The sequence below is a fragment of the Georgenia satyanarayanai genome (assembly GCF_009193135.1).
Taxonomy (GTDB): domain Bacteria; phylum Actinomycetota; class Actinomycetes; order Actinomycetales; family Actinomycetaceae; genus Oceanitalea; species Oceanitalea satyanarayanai.
In genome coordinates, this window is sequence record NZ_VUKC01000013.1 from 22,611 (window position 1) to 40,804 (window position 18,194).

18 protein-coding genes are annotated in these 18,194 nt (G+C 75.3%); 8 read left to right on the forward strand and 10 right to left on the reverse strand.

The genetic code is table 11. The features are described from left to right. Positions 1 to 92: 92 nt before the first annotated feature. Both GD632_RS12695 and moaC read right to left on the reverse strand, forming a co-directional pair. On the reverse strand, positions 93 to 329 hold the full coding sequence (locus GD632_RS12695) for a MoaD/ThiS family protein (protein WP_152192581.1): 237 nt from the start codon (positions 327 to 329) through the stop codon (positions 93 to 95). Continuing rightward, on the reverse strand, positions 326 to 805 hold the full coding sequence (moaC, locus tag GD632_RS12700) for a cyclic pyranopterin monophosphate synthase MoaC (RefSeq protein ID WP_152192582.1): 480 nt from the start codon (positions 803 to 805) through the stop codon (positions 326 to 328). The genes GD632_RS12695 and moaC overlap by 4 nt, the downstream gene beginning before the upstream one ends. Before the next feature lie 84 nt (positions 806 to 889). On the opposite strand from moaC, the gene GD632_RS12705 reads away from it, so the two are divergent. From GD632_RS12705 to GD632_RS12735, 7 genes are all read left to right on the forward strand, one after another. After that, entirely contained in the window at positions 890 to 2,128 is a 1,239-nt protein-coding gene (locus GD632_RS12705; protein WP_152192583.1) for a ThiF family adenylyltransferase, read from the forward strand. A gap of 11 nt (positions 2,129 to 2,139) precedes the next feature. Continuing rightward, entirely contained in the window at positions 2,140 to 3,360 is a 1,221-nt protein-coding gene (locus tag GD632_RS12710; RefSeq protein WP_152192584.1) for a molybdopterin molybdotransferase MoeA, read from the forward strand. Continuing rightward, the gene (mobA, locus tag GD632_RS12715) at positions 3,351 to 3,968 is read left to right on the forward strand and encodes a molybdenum cofactor guanylyltransferase (RefSeq protein WP_152192585.1); all 618 of its coding nucleotides are present in this window, start codon (positions 3,351 to 3,353) and stop codon (positions 3,966 to 3,968) included. The genes GD632_RS12710 and mobA overlap by 10 nt, the downstream gene beginning before the upstream one ends. Before the next feature lie 82 nt (positions 3,969 to 4,050). After that, positions 4,051 to 4,461, forward strand: coding sequence for a TOBE domain-containing protein (locus GD632_RS12720; protein WP_152192586.1), 411 nt, complete (start codon positions 4,051 to 4,053; stop codon positions 4,459 to 4,461). Beyond that, a complete protein-coding gene (gene modA, locus GD632_RS12725; RefSeq protein WP_152192587.1) occupies positions 4,458 to 5,219 on the forward strand; it encodes a molybdate ABC transporter substrate-binding protein in 762 nt (253 codons plus the stop codon). The genes GD632_RS12720 and modA overlap by 4 nt, the downstream gene beginning before the upstream one ends. After that, positions 5,216 to 6,037 (forward strand): ABC transporter permease, encoded by an 822-nt coding sequence (locus tag GD632_RS12730; RefSeq protein ID WP_226924855.1) that lies wholly within the window; start codon positions 5,216 to 5,218, stop codon positions 6,035 to 6,037. The genes modA and GD632_RS12730 overlap by 4 nt, the downstream gene beginning before the upstream one ends. After that, positions 6,034 to 7,101, forward strand: coding sequence for a sulfate/molybdate ABC transporter ATP-binding protein (locus GD632_RS12735; protein WP_152192588.1), 1,068 nt, complete (start codon positions 6,034 to 6,036; stop codon positions 7,099 to 7,101). The genes GD632_RS12730 and GD632_RS12735 overlap by 4 nt, the downstream gene beginning before the upstream one ends. Before the next feature lie 60 nt (positions 7,102 to 7,161). Here GD632_RS12735 and GD632_RS12740 read toward each other — a convergent pair whose 3' ends face one another. From GD632_RS12740 to GD632_RS12770, 7 genes are all read right to left on the reverse strand, one after another. Then, positions 7,162 to 8,598: a sensor histidine kinase gene (locus GD632_RS12740; RefSeq protein ID WP_152192589.1), complete on the reverse strand. Its 1,437-nt coding sequence runs from the start codon at positions 8,596 to 8,598 to the stop codon at positions 7,162 to 7,164. After that, the gene (locus GD632_RS12745; protein ID WP_152192590.1) at positions 8,595 to 9,308 is read right to left on the reverse strand and encodes a response regulator transcription factor; all 714 of its coding nucleotides are present in this window, start codon (positions 9,306 to 9,308) and stop codon (positions 8,595 to 8,597) included. The genes GD632_RS12740 and GD632_RS12745 overlap by 4 nt, the downstream gene beginning before the upstream one ends. An 18-nt stretch (positions 9,309 to 9,326) precedes the next feature. Next, positions 9,327 to 10,850 carry an amidohydrolase gene (locus GD632_RS12750; RefSeq protein WP_152192591.1) on the reverse strand — a complete coding sequence of 508 codons (1,524 nt, stop codon included), beginning with the start codon at positions 10,848 to 10,850 and terminating at the stop codon, positions 9,327 to 9,329. Between the two features lie 2 nt (positions 10,851 to 10,852). Beyond that, positions 10,853 to 11,419: an NYN domain-containing protein gene (locus GD632_RS12755; RefSeq protein ID WP_152192592.1), complete on the reverse strand. Its 567-nt coding sequence runs from the start codon at positions 11,417 to 11,419 to the stop codon at positions 10,853 to 10,855. A gap of 123 nt (positions 11,420 to 11,542) precedes the next feature. After that, a complete protein-coding gene (locus GD632_RS12760; protein ID WP_152192593.1) occupies positions 11,543 to 12,280 on the reverse strand; it encodes a PspA/IM30 family protein in 738 nt (245 codons plus the stop codon). Positions 12,281 to 12,350: 70 nt separating this feature from the next. Beyond that, on the reverse strand, positions 12,351 to 14,366 hold the full coding sequence (locus GD632_RS16415) for a TPM domain-containing protein (RefSeq protein WP_264371892.1): 2,016 nt from the start codon (positions 14,364 to 14,366) through the stop codon (positions 12,351 to 12,353). 40 nt (positions 14,367 to 14,406) lie between these two features. Then, entirely contained in the window at positions 14,407 to 15,312 is a 906-nt protein-coding gene (locus GD632_RS12770; RefSeq protein WP_152192594.1) for an NUDIX hydrolase, read from the reverse strand. A 105-nt stretch (positions 15,313 to 15,417) separates the two neighbouring features. Here GD632_RS12770 and GD632_RS12775 point away from each other — a divergent pair, with 105 nt between their 5' ends. Beyond that, on the forward strand, positions 15,418 to 16,395 hold the full coding sequence (locus GD632_RS12775) for a Gfo/Idh/MocA family protein (RefSeq protein ID WP_152192595.1): 978 nt from the start codon (positions 15,418 to 15,420) through the stop codon (positions 16,393 to 16,395). A gap of 65 nt (positions 16,396 to 16,460) precedes the next feature. On the opposite strand, the gene GD632_RS12780 is transcribed toward GD632_RS12775, so the two are convergent. Further along, on the reverse strand, positions 16,461 to 18,122 hold the full coding sequence (locus GD632_RS12780; RefSeq protein WP_152192596.1) for a DNA repair helicase XPB: 1,662 nt from the start codon (positions 18,120 to 18,122) through the stop codon (positions 16,461 to 16,463). Positions 18,123 to 18,194 lie beyond the last annotated feature (72 nt).

Sequence of the window (18,194 nt, forward strand, 5' to 3'; positions counted from 1 at the left end):
TGGTCGCTCTGCTGACGCTTTGCGCGCTCGCGGCGTCCCCCAGTCCACCAATTGCGAAGTTGGGGGGCGGGGGCGGGGGGCGGGGGCGGGGGTCAGCCGCCGGCGAAGGGGGGGAGGACGTCCACCACGTCGCCCGCGGTGACCGGGGCGTCGTTGTCGCTGCGCACGCCGTTGACGAGCACCGAGCAGCGCTCCAGCACCCGCGCCAGGCGTTCGCCGTGCCGCTCGGACAGCACCGCCCGCAGCTCGCCCACGGTCGCCGGCTCGACCGGCTCCTGCTCGCGCCCGGCCGCCTCGGCGGCCGCCGCGAAGTACCGCACCGTGCTCATCGCCCGTCCTCCTCCCGGCGCCACTGGCCCGAGCGGCCACCGGACTTCGCCACGAGCCGGACGTCGGTGATCGTCACCGAGCGGTCCAGTCCCTTGACCATGTCGACGACGTTGAGCGCCGCGACGCTCACCGCCGTCAGCGCCTCCATCTCCACCCCGGTGCGGTCCGCGGTGCGGACGGTGGCGGTGATCGCCACGCCGTCGTCGTCGACCTCGACGTCCACCGTGACGCCGTGGACGCCGATGACGTGGGCCAGCGGCAGCAGCTCGGGGGTGCGCTTGGCGGCCGCGATGCCGGCGACCCGCGCGACGGCGAGGACGTCGCCCTTGGGGACGTCGCCCTCGCGCAGGGTGGCGACCAGCGCCGGGGAGCAACGGACCCGACCCGCCGCCGTGGCGGCGCGGACCGTCGGGCTCTTCTCGGTGACGTCGACCATCCGCGCGTGACCCCGCGCGTCGAGGTGGGTGAGGCTCATGGCGCCCAGCGTCTCACCGTTCCCCGCCGGAGGGCAGGGGACGTTCGGGGCTCCCCCTCGCGGCGCCCCTCCTACAGTGGGCGCATGCCCCTTCCGCCGCTCGTCCCGCCGGGCCCGCCGCTGGAGCGCGAGCAGGTGCTGCGCTACTCGCGCCACCTGCTCCTCGAGCAGCTCGGTGAGCTCGGGCAGCGCCGCCTGGGGGCCGCGCGCGTCCTCGTCATCGGCGCCGGCGGGCTCGGCTCGCCGATCCTCCACTACCTGGCCGCCGCGGGTGTCGGGCACATCGGGATCGTCGACGACGACGTCGTGGACGCCACCAACCTCCAGCGCCAGGTCCTCCACACGACGGCGGACGTCGGGCGCCCGAAGGTCGAGTCGGCCGCCGCCCACGTCCGCGCCCTCAACGACGACGTCGCCGTGACGCGCCACCACCTGCGGCTGGACGCGACGAACGCCCGCGACGTCATCGGCGGCTACGACCTCGTGCTCGACGGCACCGACAACTTCCCCACCCGCTACCTCGTCGCCGACGTCTGCGCCGACCTCGGTCTCCCGCTCGTGTGGGGCTCGATCCTGCGCTTCGACGCCCAGGTGGCGGTCTTCTGGTCGCGCCCGCCGCGTGAGGCCGGCTACCCCGCGGTGACGCTGCGCGACCTGTTCCCGGCCCCGCCCCCGCCGGGGGCGACCCCCTCCTGCGGGCAGGCGGGCGTGCTCGGTGCGATGTGCGGTCAGGTCGGCTCGCTCATGGCGGCGGAGGCGGTCAAGCTCCTCACCGGGGTCGGTGAACCGCTGCTGGGGCGGGTCGCGGTGCTCGACGTCCTCGCCGCCCGCTGGAGCGAGCTGCCGCTGCGCCCGCAGCCGCGCGCCGTCGCCCCCACCTCCCGCGCCGAGCTCGGCTACGACCCGCTCGGGCTGCCCATCACCACCCACGCCGCCGCCGTCCTCGCCGCCGAGCCCGAGCCGGCCCCCGGCGACGACGGCCCCACCCTCACCGCCCGGCAGCTCGGCGAGCGGCTCGCCGCCCGTGAGCGCGGGGAGGACCACTTCGTCCTCCTCGACGTCCGCGAGCCGACCGAGCGCGCGATCGTCCAGATCCCCGGCGCGGTCGCCGTCCCCCTCGAGCGGCTCGTCGCCGACCCCCTCGCGGCGGTGGGCGCCGGGGTCGAGCCGGGGACCGCCGTCGTCGTCCACTGCCTGTCGGGGGGACGCGCCGCGCAGGCCCAGCGCATCCTGCGCGGGGCCGGGTACAGCGACGTCACCAACCTCGCCGGCGGCGTGCGCGCCTGGGTGGCGGACGTCGACCCGAGCCTGCCGGTCTACTGAGGGGACTGCCCGTGATCACCGTCGAGGAGTACCAGGAGCACGTGCTCGGCCAGGTCCATCCGCTCGTCCCGCGGCGTGTGGCCGTCACCGAGGCGCACGGGCTGCGCCTGGCGGAGGACGTCGCCGCCGTGCTCGCGGTCCCACCCTTCGACAACTCCGCGATGGACGGCTTCGCCGTGCGGGCCGCCGACCTCGCCGGCGCGGGCGAGGACGCGCCGGTCGCGCTCCCGGTCGACGGCGACGTCCCCGCGGGCACGACCCGGCCGACCGCCGTCGAGCCCGGACGGGCCGTGCGGATCATGACCGGCGCGCCGCTCCCGCCCGGCGCGGACGCCGTCGTGCCCGTCGAGCTCAGCGACCAGCCGCCGGGCGCCACCGCCCTCCCCAGCCGGGTGCTGCTCCGCCGCGCGCCCGCTGTCGGTGCGCACGTGCGCCGCCGGGGGGAGGACGTGCGCCCGGGTGACGTCGTGCTGCGGGCGGGCACGGTCCTCGGCGCCACCCACGTGTCCGCCGCTGTCTCCGCCGGCCACGGCGACCTCCTCGTCCTGCCGCGCCCCCGGGTCGGGGTGCTGGCCACCGGCGACGAGCTGTGCCCGCCGGGCGTCGACCCGGGACCGGGCCGGATCCCCGACTCCAACAGCGTGCTCGTCGCCGGCCTCGTGCGGGAGGCGGGCGGCGAGCCGGTGCCGCTGGGCTCGGTGGGTGACGACCCCGAGGAGCTGCGCGCCGTGGTCGCCGGTGCGCTGCCCCACCTCGACGCGCTCGTCACCTCCGGCGGCGTCAGCGTGGGCACCAAGGACGTCGTCAAGGCGGCCCTGTCCGGTGAGCTCGCCTTCACCACCGTGGCGATGCAGCCGGGCAAGCCGCAGGGTTTCGGGCTCCTCGAGGGACGCGTGCCCGCGTTCGCCCTGCCGGGCAACCCGGTGAGCGTCATGGTCTCCTTCCACGTCCACGTGGCCCCTGCGCTGCGCCGCCTCCTGGGGCAGCCCGCGCGCGTGCCGCTCGCCACCGCCCGCGCCGCCGTGGCCTGGCGCTGCCCGCCCCGCCGGCGCCAGTACCTGCCGGTCACGGTCGACGACGGACCCGTGCCCTCCGTCCACCCCGCCTCCGCGGGCGGGTCGGGCTCCCACCTCGTCGCCTCCCTCGCCGCGGCGCAGGCGCTCGCGGTCGTGCCCGAGGACGTCGGCGCCGTCGCGCCCGGTGACGAGGTCGGGCTGCTGCGGTGGCCCTAGCGCACGACGCCGTCGTCCTGGCCGGAGGGACCGGCCGGCGGCTCGGCGGCGTGCTCAAACCGCAGGTCGAGGTCGGCGGACGGCGCCTGCTCGACCACGTGCTCGACGCGACGGCGGGAGCGAGCCGCGTCGTCGTCGTCGCCCCGGGGACGGTGCCCGTCCCCGACGGCGTGACCCGCACCCTGGAGGACCCGCCCCACGGCGGGCCGGTCGCCGGGATCGTCGCCGGGCTGCGGGCGCTGGGGCGGGGGGAGGCGCTCGTCCTCGTCCTCGCGTGCGACCTGCCCGGGGTCGCCGCCGCCGTGCCGCGTCTGCTCACCGAGGCGCCGGGGCTTCTCGAGGCGGGGGCCGACGGCGTGGTGCTGAGCGACGGCGCCGGCCGCGAGCAGTGGTTGCTCGGGCTCTACTCGAGGCCGGCACTCGAGGCGTCGGTCGCCTCCCTCTCCGCCGGGGACGGCCCGCGCGGCGCCTCGGTCCGGGCCCTCGTCCGGCCGCTGCGGCTCGGCGCTGTCGCGGCGCGGCACGGTGAGGTGCGCGACATCGACACGTGGGCGGACCGGGACGCCTACCTCCGGGACGAGACCGGGAGGAGCACCGGCGACAGCTAGCTGGACCGTGGCGGTGGGCAGGACCGCTCCCACGCCATCGCCACCGACTCGGTTCCGCAGGCGCGGTGCTAATCTCGGTTTTGTGCCGCAGTTCCGGATCGGGTCCGCCGCCGCGCTTCTCGGGGTCAGCGACGACACGGTGCGCCGCTGGGTGGATGACGGGCACCTGGCCGCCGGCACCGACGACGCCGGGCGCAAGGTCGTCGACGGCGCCGAGCTGGCCCGTTACGCCCAGGAGCTCGCCGAGCGACGCCAGCACCCGGAGGTCGGCGGGGTGTCCAGCTCCGCCCGCAACCGTTTCACCGGGCTCGTCACCCGGGTCCAGGCCGACGGTGTCATGGCCCAGGTCGACCTCCAGTGCGGGCCCTTCCGCGTCGTCTCGCTCATGAGCGCCGAGGCGGTCGAGGAGCTCGGGCTCGAGCCCGGCTCGCTCGCCTCCGCCGTCGTCAAGGCGACGACCGTCATCGTCGACGCACCCCGGGAGAACCGGTGAGGCGGCGGGCCGCCCTCGCCGCCGTCGTCGTCCTCGCGCTGGCCGCCTGCGGGGGTCGGGCCGGTACGGCGACCACGACGGACGGGCCGGGCGGCGACCTCACCGTCCTGGCCGCGGCGTCCCTCAACGTCGTCTTCGCGGACCTCGCCGAGCGCTTCACCGCGGAGTACGGGGTCGAGGTCGCCTTCTCCTTCGCCGGCTCCTCCGACCTCGTCGCCCAGCTCGACGCCGGCGCTCCGGCGGACGTCCTGGCCACCGCGGACGAGGCGACGATGGGGCGAGCCCTCGCGTCCGGGACGGTCGCCGGCGAGCCGCAGGTCTTCGCGCGCAACACCCTCACGCTCGTCGTCCCGGCGGGCAATCCCGCCGGCGTCACCGGGCTGGACGCGAGCCTGGACGGAGCCGACCTCGTCGTCTGCGCCCCCCAGGTGCCCTGCGGCGCCGCGACGTCCGCGCTCGCGGACCTGCTCGGTGCCGTCATCACGCCGGTGAGCGAGGAGGGCAGCGTCACCGACGTCCTCGGCAAGGTGACCAGCGGCCAGGCGGACGCCGGGCTCGTCTACGCGACGGACACCGCCGCCGCGGGGGACGCCGTCGAGACGGTCGACGTCCCCCGCGCGGACGAGGTCGTCAACGACTACCCGATCGCCGTCACCGCGGACGCCACCCACCCGGACCTGGCCGCCGCCTGGGTCGACCTCGTCCTCGGTCCCGAGGGCCGGCGCGTCCTCGGCGACGCCGGGTTCGGCACGCCGTGACGACGGCGCCCGCCCGACGGGCCGCCGGCGAGCTCGTCGGTGGCCTGCCGCGCTGGGTGCTCGTGCCGGCCGCCGCCGGCGTCCTCCTCGTCGCCGTGCCCGTGCTCGGCATGGTGCTGCGCGTGCCGTGGGGGGAGCTGCCGGCTCTCCTCGGCTCCGAGGCCTCGCTCGCCGCGCTCGGCCTCAGCCTGCGCACCTCGGCCGCCGCCACCCTCCTCGCCGTCGTCCTCGGTGTGCCGCTCGCCCTCGTGCTGGCCTGGTCCCGGCTGCCCGGTGCCCGGGTGGTGCGGACCGCCGTCCTCCTGCCGCTCGTCCTGCCGCCCGTGGTCTCCGGGCTCGCGCTGCTCACGACCTTCGGCCGCCGCGGGCTGCTCGGGCAGCGGCTCGAGGTGCTCGGCCTCGACATCGCCTTCTCGACGACGGCGGTGGTGCTCGCCCAGGCATTCGTCGCCCTGCCCTTCCTCGTCATCTCCGTCGAGGGTGCCGCGCGGACGGCCGGCCGCCGGCACGAGGTCGTCGCCGCCACCCTCGGCGCCCGTCCCACGACCGTGCTGCGCCGCGTGACGATCCCGCTGCTCGCGCCGGCCCTCGGCTCGGGCACCGCGCTCGCCTTCGCGCGCTGCCTCGGCGAGTTCGGGGCCACCCTCACCTTCGCCGGGTCCCTCCAGGGCGTCACCCGCACCCTGCCGCTGGAGATCTACCTCCAGCGCGAGACCGACCCGGATGCCGCGATCGCGCTGTCCCTCGTGCTCGTCGTCGTCGCGGCGGGCATCGTCCTGCTCACGCAGCGGCCGCGGCGCAGCGGGGTCGGGGGATGAGCGCCCCCGCGCTCAGCGTCCGCGCCGCCGTGCCGGAGCGGGACGTGGAGGTCGACCTCGACGTGCCCGAGGGCCGGGTCCTCGCGCTGCTCGGCCCCAACGGGGCGGGCAAGTCCACGGTGCTCGGGCTCGCGGCCGGCACGGTGCGGCCGGGCGGCGGCGAGGTGCAGGTCGCCGGGCGGCGGGTGGCGGGGGAGCGCACCTGGGTGCCGCCCCACGAGCGGCGGATCTCGCTCCTCGCCCAGGAACCGCTCCTCCTGCCGCACCTCGACGTCCTCTCCAACGTCGCCTTCGGGCCGCGCGCCCGGGGAGCGGGACGCCGCGGGGCGGAGCAGGTGGCGCGAGCCCGGCTGGCGGAGGTCGGCGTCGAGGAGCTGGCCGCCCGGCGGGTGCACCGGCTCTCCGGGGGGCAGGCCCAGCGTGTGGCCCTCGCTCGGGCGCTGGCTCCCGAGCCGCACCTCCTCCTCCTCGACGAGCCCCTGTCGGCCCTCGACGTCGACGCCGCGGCCCAGCTGCGCCAGGTGCTGCGGGCCACGCTGCGGGGTACTGGGCGGTCCGCCATCGTCGTCACCCACGACCTGCTCGACGTCCTCGCCCTCGCCGACGACGTCGTCGTCCTCGACGGTGGGCGGGTCGTCGAGCGGGGAACGACGGCGGAGGTGCTCAGCCGGCCGCGGTCCGCGTTCGGTGCGCGGCTCGCGGGGGTCAACCTGGTCCTCGGGGAGCGGGTTGCGGCGGACGCCGTGCGCGCCGGTGCCGACGAGGTCCACGGGCTGGCGAGCGGTCCGCCGCTCACGCCCGGGCGTGCCGCGGCCACCTTCTCCCCGCGGGCGGTCGCCGTCCACCGGGCGGCGCCGGGCGGCAGTCCCCGCAACGTCCTCCCGGTGCGGGTGACAGGCCTCGAGCAGCAGGGCGCCCTCGTCCGGGTGCGCGGTGAGACGGCGTCCGGATGCCGCCTGGCGGCAGACGTGACCCCGACGTCGCTGAGCACCCTGCGGGTCGGGGTGGGTGACGACGTCGTCTTCGTCGTCAAGGCCGCCGAGGTCGACGTCTACGCCGCGTGACCCTGACGGCGGGACGTCCTCCCGGGTGAACCGCTGGGCGGGATCCGAGCGGCGGAGCCGTCAGGCCGGGGCGGACCCGGCCGCCGGAAGGGTGACGCGCACGGTCGTCCCGCCCCCGGGCGTCGGGAGCACGCGCGCGGTGCCGCCGTGGGCGGCGACGAGCGCGGAGACGATCGCCAGGCCGAGGCCGGACCCGCCCGAGGAGCGGGCACGGGAGTCGTCGAGGCGGTAGAAGCGCTCGAAGACGCGCTCCGCGTGCTCGGGGGAGATGCCCGGACCGTGGTCGCGGACCTCGACGACGACGTCCGCGCCGAGCCGCCCGGCCGCCACCTCGACGGGCGTCCCGGAGGGGGTGTGGCGCACGACGTTCCCGGTGAGGTTGGACAACACCTGGCGCAGGGCGTTCTCGTCGCCGACGACGACCATCGCCTCGGGGCCCGTGATGCCCTCCGCGAGCGGCAGGAAGGTCGCCGTGCGCTCGGGGTCGAGGGCGCGCAGGTCGGCGACGGCGTCGTGGGCGAGCACGGCGAGGTCGACGGGCTCGCGGGCGAGACGGCGGCCCTCGTCGAGCCGGGCCAGCTGGAGGAGGTCGGTGACGAGACCGCCCATGCGGCGTGCCTCGCCCTCGATCCGGGCCATCGCCGCGGGCAGCTCGGCCTCGGGGATGGCGCCCATCCGGTAGAGCTCGCCGTAGCCGCGGACGGTGGCGAGCGGGGTGCGCAGCTCGTGGCTCGCGTCGGAGACGAAGCGGCGCATCCGGCCCTCCGAGGCGGCCTGCGCGGCGAAGGCCTGCTCGATCTGCGCGAGCATCGTGTTGAGGGAGTGCGCCAGCCGCCCGACCTCCGTGCGCGGGTTGTTCGCCGGCACCCGCCGGGAGAGGTCCCCGGCGGCGATGGCCCCGGCCGTCTGCTCGATCTGTCGCAGCGGGCGCAGGGCCCGCTCGACGGCGAACCAGCTGAGCGCGGCACCGAGGAGGATGATGAGCACCCCCGAGACGACGATCGTCCGGGCGACCTGGTAGGCGGTCTCGTCGGCACCCTCGAGGGGGAGGGCGACGGTGAGCGTCGTGCCGGTCGGGGCGTCCTGCACGCCGTAGGTGACGGCGCGCCAGCGCTGTCCGGTGAGGTCGCTGCCCACGGTGTAGGCCTCGCCGAGGTTCGTCACCGCAGCGGGAAGGTCGGGTCTGCCGAAGCGGGGCAGGGTCCACTCGGCGACGATCTCCCGGGGGGTGGTACCGGGGGACCGCAGGCTGAGGAAGTAGTCGGACGGCATGACGGAGTTGGAGTCGGGATCGGCGATGAGCTGCTGGAGAGTGTCGATGTTGACGTTCCGTGCCGCCGTCGCGATCTGGTCGTCGGTCTGCTCGAGCAGGTAGGCGCGCAGCAGGGTGCCGGTGGTCGCCCCCGCCACGGTGAGCCCGAGCCCGAGGACGACGACGACGATGAGCACGAGCCGGTGGCGGATCGGGACCGCGCTGAGACGCTCGTGCAGGGTCATCCGCTGGGCTCGCGGAGCATGTACCCAACCCCGCGGCGGGTCTGGATGAGCGGGACGGGCTTCTCGCCGTCGCTGCCGCGGCCGTCGACCTTGCGCCGGAGGTAGGAGATGTAGGACTCGACGATCGCGCCGTCACCGCCCCAGTCGTACTCCCACACGTGGTCGAGGATCTGTGCCTTGGACAGCACCCGGCCGGCGTTGACCATGAGGTAGCGCAGCAGCTTGAACTCGGTGGGCGACAGGTCGATGACCCGTCCGGCGCGGCGGACCTCGTGGGCGTCCTCGTCGAGCTCGAGGTCGGCGTAGCGCAGCACGCCCTCGTCCGGCTCCTGCTGCTGGGTGCGGCGCAGGATCGCGCGGATGCGGGCGACGACCTCCTCCAGGCTGAAGGGCTTGGTCACGTAGTCGTCGCCGCCCACGGTGAGACCGGTGACCTTGTCCGACATGTCGTCCCGGGCCGTGAGGAAGAGGACGGGGGTGTGGTGGCCGCGCTCGCGCAGGCGGCGGGTGACGGTGAAGCCGTCCATGTCGGGGAGCATGACGTCCAGGACGATGAGGTCCGGCTCGGCCTCGACGGCCAGGTGGATCGCCTCGTTGCCGTCCGCGGCGGCGAGGACCTCGAAGCCGGCGAAGCGCAGGGAGGTGGTGAGGAGCTCACGGATGTTCGGCTCGTCGTCGACGACGAGCAGGCGCGCCTGGTCCCCGGTCATGGGACCAGTGTGCCGCCCCTACCTGGAACTTTCCTGGACGCCCGCTCCATGCGTGAGGCGCCCGGCGAGGAGGGTGGCGGCGACGGGGACGGTGCGCAGGTCCGTCCCGGGCGCCAGCGGGTCGGCGTCGAGGAGGACGAGGTCGCCGGGGTGCCCGGGCGCCACCGTGCCCCAGCCGTCGGTGCTCGCGGCCAGCGCCTCGGCGGGCGTGAGCCGCTGGGCGGGCGTCCACGCCGGACGCTCGTCGGCCGTGCGGGTGACGGCGGCGGCCATGGCGAGCCACGGGTCGAGCCGCGCCACCGGCGCGTCGGAGCCGAAGCGCAGCTCCGCGCCGGCGTCGAGCAGGTCGCGCAGGGGGAAGGTGCGCTCGGCGCGCCCCGGCCACGCCGCCTCGACGAGGTCGCGGTCGTCGAGCAGGTGCGCCGGCTGCACGCTCGCCACGACCCCGAGGGCCGCGAACCGCGGCACGTCCGCCGCGGCCACGAGCTGGGCGTGCTCGACGGTGCCGCGCGCACCCGTCGCCTCGTACGCGTCGAGGACGATGGTGACGGCGGCGTCACCGATGGCGTGCACCGCCGTGGTGAGGCCCGCTCCGGAGGCGCTCTCCATGAGCGCACGCAGCTCGCCCGCCGGGACCGTCTGCTCCCCGTGGCCCGCCCCGGTGCCGGCGTCGGCGCCGACGGCGGTGTAGGGCTCGTGGCAGAAGGCGGTGCGGGTGTTGAGCGCGCCGTCGGAGATCACCTTGAGCGGACCCATGGTGAGCAGCCCGTCCCCGCCGCGGAGCGGGTCGCCGGTGCGCAGGCCGGCGGTGAGGACGTCGTCGAGGTCGTCGGTGTAGACGCCGGTGCGCACCCGCAGCGTGTCCAGTCCCGCGGCCACCCGCTCGGGCCACACGCGGTGGTTGGCCGCGAACTCCATGTCGACGACACCGACCACCCCGCGGGACGCCGCCGCGGCCATCGCCGCGCGCAGTCCGGCGTCGGTGGACTGCGGCAGGCGGCCGATCGCGGCGAGGACGTCGAACCACTCGTGCTCGCGGATGAGCCCGTCGCGGGGTGGGACCCCGAGCCGCTGCATCGCGGCGCCGCTCAGCCAGCCGCAGTGGACATCACCCGAGACGAGGACGACGGGGACACCCGGGGCCGCCCGGTCCAGCGCCCTCGTCGTCGGCAGGTCCGGCCACAGCGCGTCACGGAAGCCGTAGCCCTCGACGAGGGCACCGCGGGCCGGGGGGTGGGCGGCGACGGCGGCCCGCACCGTCTCGACGGCGTCGGCCGCGCTGCGCGCCGTCGTGAGGTCGATGCGGGTGAAGGACCGCGCCCACTGGGCGCTGTGGACGTGCTGGTCCCACAGCCCCGGGACGAGCCACCGGCCGTCCGCGTCGAGCTCGTCGCCGCCGCGGGCGAGCGCGGGACCGACCTCCACGACCCGCCCGCCCGAGACGCGCACGTCGACAACGGCGCCACCCGGGTGGCCCGAGACCACACCGCGACGGGCGGCGACGGGCACGAGCCGTGCCCGCCGCACGAGCAGGCTCGTCACGGTCAGAGGTAGCGGCTGGGGTCGAAGCTCGCGAGCGGGATGATCCGCACGCGGGGCAGCGGGGTCTGGAAGGCCCCGAGGTCGTCCTCGAGGTCGAAGATGCGCAGGCCGCGCGAGGTGAGCTCGGTGAGCTGGTGGTTGACGAACTCGCGGAAGCAGATGACGCCGACCTGGCGGCCGGCGTCGACGAGCCGCTCCACCTGGGGGAGGAAGTCGCCGTCGTGGCTGGCGAGGAGGACGTCCCCGTCGGGGAGGTCGGCGATCGCCTCGAGGGTGCGCTGGATACCGATGTCGACGACCTTCTCCGAGGAGAGGCCGGACAGCGGGATCGGGTGGAAGCTCATCGCGAGCAGCGCCTGGACGAAGCTCATCGGCATCTGCCCCGAGCTCGCGTTGAGGAAGAACAGGCCCTTGGCCGGCTGGTCGAAGGCGGCGTGGGCGAAGTCGAGGATGCGGTCCCAGCGCGGGCGCTCCTCGGGCGCGGGGCGTCGGCCGAGGACGCTCATCCCCAGGGTGGCGTCGATGTTCTCACCGTCGATGAGCAAGTACGTGCGCGGCGCGTCGGGCATGGGCTCACCTTAGCGACGAGTGGACGACGACGGCGCCTGCCGGGCCGCGGCGTCGCCGGATGGACGGTGTGGGGTCCGGGCCCGTCACGGACCCGAACCCCACCCGGTGACGCGGCTGGTGCCTCAGGCCTCGATCTGGCCGGGGGTCTTGCCCTGCTTGAGGGCGGCGAGGCGCAGCTCGACCTCGCTCGTGGTGCCGTAGTTCTCGAGCTCGGCGAACTGCGACTCGAGGGAGCCGGCGTTGAGCTCCGCGCGGCCGGCGACGCGCGCCTCCTCCTTGCGGACCTGCTCCTCGAAGCGGGAGATCTCGGTCGTGGGGTCCAGGACGTTGATCGAAGAGATCGCGCTCTGCACCTTGCCCTGCGCCTCGGCCGTCTTGGCACGGGCGACGAGCTGGTCGCGCTTGGACTTCAGCTCCTCGAGCTTGGAGCGCATCTGGGTGAGGCCGGTCTTGAGCTTGTCGACGACCTCGTTCTGCGAGGCGATCATCGGCTCGGCGTCGCGCGCCTCCTGCTCGGCGGCGATCTGCTTGGTGAGGGCGATCTTCGCGAGGTCGTCGAAGCGCTGCGCCTCGGCGGTGTTGCCGGCCGTGCGCATCTCCTCGGCCTTGTTCGACGCGGCGAGGGCCTTGTTGCCCCAGTCGCGGGCCTCCTCGAGGTCGGCGGCGTGGTCCTGCTCGGCGAGGCGCAGGTTGCCGATCGTCACGGCCACCGCCTCCTCGGCCTCGACGATCGAGTTCGTGAAGTCGCGCACGAGCTGGTCGAGCATCTTCTGCGGGTCCTCCGCGCGGTCGAGGATCGCGTTGATGTTCGCCCGCGTCAGCTGCGCGATGCGACCCAGGATGCTCTGCTTCTCGGTCATGGTGCTGCCCTTCGTCGTGTGGTGCTCGTGGATTCCTTGCAAAAGCCTGTCGTGGGGCGGGTGGAGGCGGTCAGAAGCGTCCGCCGCCCCCGCCGAAGCCTCCACCGAAGCCGCCTCCGCCGCCGCCGAAGCCGCCTCCGCCGCCGAAGCCGCCCCCGCCGAAACCGCCGCCGCCCCAGCCGCTGTGCCGGTTGCCGCCGCCGAGGAGGATGCCGCCGAGGATGAGGGACCCGACGTCGACGCCGCCGCGCTGCCCGCCGGAGCCGCCGCCGAAGCCCCCACCGAACCCGCCGAAGGAGTTGATGTCGCGCTCGGCGAGCTGCTGCGCGGCCGCGACGCGCTGCTCCGCCTGCTGGACGAGGGCGAGGGCGCGCTCGGGGTCGCTGCCGGCGAGGGAGGCCGCCTGCTCGGCGAGCCGGGTGGCCTCGGACAGCCGGGTGCGGGCCTCGGTGCCGACGGCGCCACGGCGCGTGCGGATGAGCTCGGACACCGCGGAGATCCGGGCGTTGACGGCGTCGAGCCGGTGGGTGAGCTGCAGGCGTGCGCGCTCCCGGCGCTCCTCGAGCTGGCGGGACGGCGCGAGCGCGGCGTCGAGGGCGTCCTCGGCGGCGGTGAGCCGCTCGAGGGCGGCGAGCGGGTCGCCGCCCTGCCGGGCCTGGTTGCCCTGCTCGATCGCCGCGCGGGCCTCCGCCACGCGGGGTGCGACGACGGCGTCGTCCGCCGCGAGGCGCGCGGCGTCGCGGATGTCGGAGCCGATGGACGCGAGGGCGGCGTCGAGCCGCTGCCCCGCCTGGGCGAGGTCGTCGCCGGCGCGGTCGACGGCGTCGAGGAGGGAGGCGGCCTGGCCGATCGCCTCCTGCGCGGTGTAGGCGGCGGCGACGGCGGCCGCCCGGTCATCTGCCTCGACGTGCCGGCGCCCCTCGGCGATGGCTTCCCGTGCGCCCTCGAGCAGGCCGGTGGCCTGCTGCGGGTTCTGGGAGATCGAGGCGAGTGCCGAGGCCGGGTAGCGGGCGGCGAGGCCGTCGAGGACGACGCGCGCGGTGGGCAGGCGTCCCTCGACCTCCCCGGCGCGGATCTCCATCTCCCCGAGCACCTGCGGCGCCCGGGACTGCATGTCGCGCAGCTCGGCGAAGTGGGCGGCCTGCTCCTGGAGGGTGGTGGCGACGTCGTCGCACAGGGTGAGGATCTCGGCCATCATCGTCCGGGCCTGCGGCTCGGTCTCGGGCTGGTCGTCGTCGAGGAGCTGGCGGACGTGGAAGGCGCGGGCGGCCTTCGTCCTCGCCTCCGCGAGCGCGTTGCTGAAGGGGTCGGTCGCCTGCAGCCCGAACTGGGCACGGGCGAAGCCGAGCTCCTCCTCCGAGGAGCGGATGGCGTCGTCGACGGCGACGAGTGCGGAGCCGGCCCGCTTGTTGAGCTCCTCGGTGGGCAGCCGCAGCGGGTGGTCGGGGGGCAGCTCCTGGCCGCGCGGGCCGCGCGGCGCCGCGTCCTTCCTGCTCCGGCCGCGCACCCAGGAGAAGAGCGAGATCGCCGCGATGCCGAGCAGGCCGATGAGGAAGATCGTGCCGAACCCGATCCCGCCGCCGCTCGCGCCCGGCGCACCCGCGCCGCTGCCGTCCCACTCACGCAGTCCCTCGGCGGCCGCGACGGCGGCCGCGCCCCAGTTGTCCTCCCGCAGCTCCGGCTCGACGTACTGGGTGCTCACCTCCTGCAGGCCCTGCTCGGAGATCGTCGTCGTGTCCCCGCACAGGCAGTAGTTGCGGTCCTCGACGGCGACGGCGAGCACGACGTCGTCGGTGCCGAGGTCAGAGGTGCGGATCGTCTCCTGCGCCCAGCTCTCGCGGTCCATCCCGTCGAAGGTGTCGACGTAGACGACGAAGAGGTCGACGCCGCGGTCCTCCTGCAGCTCGGTGATCGCGTCCTCGATGTCCGAGGTCTCCCCGCCGTCGAGCACGCCCGCCTCGTCGGTCACCCGGTCCCCGAGGAAGAGCGGTGGCTCGGCGGCCGCCGGCCCCGCGACGAGGCCGAGCAGGACGAGGAGAGGGGCGACGAGGGCGGCGCGCAGGCGCCGGGTGGAGGTCTGGCTCACCCTGCGATCTTCGCGTCACCGTCGGCGCAGCGCAATGCGCCTACCGCGGCCGGGCGATGGGCAGCTTGGTCCCCACGGCCTCCCGCTCGTCCAGGACGGCGCGGCGGAAGCGGACGAGCTTGGCGGGGCGGCCGCCGGTGGAGGTGTCCACCTCACCGGTCTCCTCGACGAGCTCCTGCTGCTCGACGAGCCGGCGGAAGTTCTGCTTGTGCAGCGGCTGCCCCGCCACGGCCTCGACCGTCGTCTGCAGCCGGCCGAGCGTGAAGCTCTCCGGGAGCATCTCGAAGACGACCGGCCGGTACTGGATCTTGGCGCGCAGGCGGCTGATACCCGTGGCGAGGATCCGCCGGTGGTCACGCTGCATGGGCAGGCCCGGCGCGCCCGCGCCACCGTCCGCCTCGGGGACGAGGCCCGCCTCGTAGAGGAGCTCGTAGCGCTGGAGGGCGAGCTCGGGCAGCCACGGGTTGTCCTCGAGCCCGAAGGTCACCGCCGCGCGGAGGCGGCGCCGCTGGGCCAGCTCGTCGTCCGCCGTCGTCGCGGCCCACCGCTCGAGGGCGGGGGCGAGGACCTGCCCGACCACGCCGTCGTCGCCGCGCTGGTCCTCCCAGGGGAAGTACTCGAGCCAGCTGCGCCACCCGGGCGTCACCGCGGAGACGGTGGTGAGACCGAGGTAGGAGATCTCCAGGACGGTGCTGGGCCCGCTGCTGCGGCCGGTGAACGTGTAGAGCTGCTCGACGTAGCCCAGCTCGTAGCCGGTCTGGCGCGTCACCCACGAGCGCATGCCCGCCTGCATGGACCCGCCGCCGGGCTGGAGCGGGCCGGAGGGCAGGAGCTGGCCGTCGGCGGTCGTGAGGACGAGCGGGACGTCGTTCTGGACCGCCGTGATGACGGCGACGAGCTCGGCGCTCACGCGCTCCTCGTCCACCTGGCCTCCCGTCGTCGTCATGTCGGGCCCCATCATGCCGGGTCGCGGACGGACGACGCCGGTCGGGCGGGCCCGTCGGTGCCTCGCGCTAGCCTGGCGGCAGCCCGCGACAGGAGGAGGAGCTCGATGGTGGACGTGGTGCGGTGGGGCGTGCTCGGAGCGGCCCGGATCGCCGAGAAGGCCGTCATCCCCGCGATCCGACGAGCCGGCGCGGGGGAGGTCGTGGCGGTGAGCTCGGCCAGCGGCCGGGCGCAGGGCTACGCCGAACGGCTCGACATCGCGCGGCCCTACGGCAGCCACGAGGAGCTCCTCGCCGACCCCGACGTCGACGCCGTCTACGTGCCGCTGCCCAACACCGAGCACGCGCGGTGGACGGTCGCGGCGGTGGAGGCGGGCAAGCACGTGCTGTGCGAGAAGCCGATCGTCCAGGGCGTGGCCGAGCTCGACACGGTCGAGGAGGCGGCCCGGCGGGCCGGTGTGCAGGTCACCGAGGCCTTCATGTACCGCTACCACCCGCAGCTGCGGCGGGTGCGCTCGCTGCTGGAGGCCGGGGAGATCGGTGACCTGGTCACGGTCGAGTCCTCCTTCCACTTCGTCCAGGCGCGCACCGAGCCCCTCGACATCCGGTTGCGCCGCGACCTGGGCGGCGGCGCCCACAACGACATCGGCTGCTACCCGATCGACCTGCTCGGCTGGCTCACCGGTGCCGAGCCCGACGACCTCGGCGTGGTCGCGCGCGTCGAGGAGCCGGGCGGGGCGGCCACCCGTGTCTCGGTCGCGGCCCGCTACGGGACGGTGACGGCGAACCTCCACTGCTCCTTCGACGCGGCCTTCCGCGCCGAGGCACGGCTCATCGGCAGCGCGGGCACCATCCACCTGCCCGACGCGTTCCGGGCCGACCGGCGGGGAGGGGTCGCGCGGGTCGTCGTCGAGCGTGACGGCGAGGAGACCGCCGTCGTCGAGGTCGAGGGGGACCAGTACGGCGCGGAGGTGACGCGCTTCGCGGAGCGGGTCCGCACCGGCGCACCGGACCCCGAGGACGCCGCCCTCACCCGCCGCACCGCCGCGACCCTCGAGCGCATCACCCGGCTCGCCTACGCCTGACGTGCGACCCGCCGGGTCCGACCCCTGCCGCCGACAGCTGGATCCCGTCGGCGGAGAGCCCGTGGTCAGCCCTCGGCGGGGAGAGCGCGGTCGGTGAGGTCCTCGGCGTCCACGATCCGGTAGGCGTAGCCCTGCTCCGCGAGGAAGCGCTGCCGGTGGGCAGCGAACTCCTGGTCCACGGTGTCGCGGGTGACGACGGTGTAGAAGTGGGCGGTCTTGCCGTCGGCCTTGGGTCGCAGCAGCCGGCCGAGTCGCTGCGCCTCCTCCTGCCGGGAGCCGAAGGAGCCGGACACCTGAACGGCGACCGAGGCCTCGGGCAGGTCGATGGAGAAGTTCGCGACCTTCGAGACGACGAGCACCGGCAGCTCACCGGCGCGGAACTGCGCGAACAGCTGCTCACGCTGGTTCACGCTCGTCGCGCCGGTGATGACCGGGGCGTCCAGGCGCGCGGACAGGTTCTCGAGCTGGTCGAGGTACTGGCCGATGACGAGCACCTGCTCGCCCGGGTGGCGGCGCACGATGTCCTCCACGACCCGCTCCTTGCCGCCGGCGGTCGCGGCCAGCCGGTAGCGGTCCTCCGCCTCGGCGGTCGCGTAGACCATCCGGTCGCTGTCGGGCAGGGTGAGGCGCACCTCGGTGCACTCCGCCGGCGCGATGTAGCCCTGCGCCTCGATGTCCTTCCACGGCGCGTCGTAGCGCTTGGGGCCGATGAGGGAGAAGACCTCGTCCTCGCGGCCGTCCTCGCGCACGAGCGTGGCGGTGAGCCCGAGCCGGCGGCGGGCCTGGAGGTCCGCCGTCATCCGGAAGATCGGCGCCGGCAGGAGGTGTACCTCGTCGTAGAGGATGAGGCCCCAGTCGCGGGCGTCGAGCAGCTCGAGGTGCGGGTAGAGGCCCTTCCGCTTCGTCGTCAGCACCTGGTAGGTCGCGATCGTCACCGGTCGCACCTCCTTCCGGGCGCCGGAGTACTCCCCGATCTCGTCCTCGGTCAGGGTCGTGCGGCGGAGCAGCTCGTCGCGCCACTGACGGGCGGAGACGGTGTTGGTGACGAGGATGAGCGTCGTCGTCGCCGAGCGGGCCATGGCCCCCGCGCCGACGAGCGTCTTGCCGGCCCCGCAGGGCAGGACGACGACGCCGGAGCCGCCGTGCCAGAAGGTGTCGACCGCCTCCTCCTGGTAGGGCCGCAACGACCAGCCGTCCTGCGCGAGGGCGATCGGGTGCGCCTCCCCGTCGACGTACCCGGCGAGGTCCTCCGCCGGCCAGCCGAGCTTGACGAGGACCTGCTTGACCTGGCCGCGCTCGCTCGCGTGGACGACGACGGTGCTCGGGTCGAGCCGCTCACCGACGAGGCCGGCCATCTTCCGTGAGCGGAGGACCTCCTCGAGCACGGCGACGTCCGTCGCCTCGAGGACGAGCCCGTGCGCCGGGTGCGCGACGAGGCGCAGGCGCCCGTAGCGGTCCATCGTCTCGGCGACGTCGACGAGCAGGGAGTGGGGGACGGGATAGCGCGAGAAGTCGATGAGCGCGCTCACGACCTGCTCGGCGTCGTGCCCCGCGGCGCGGGCGTTCCACAGCCCGAGCGGTGTGAGCCGGTAGGTGTGGATGTGCTCGGGGGCGCGCTCGAGCTCGGCGAAGGGGGCGATCGCGCGGCGGGCGTCCCGGGAGCGCGGGTGGTCGACCTCGAGGAGCAGGGTCTTGTCGGACTGGACGATGAGCGGGCCATCAGGCATCCGACAATTGTCCCGCGCCGGCGGCCACCCGTCACCCGGCCACGTGGTGAGTTGACCGACGTTCTGGCAGCC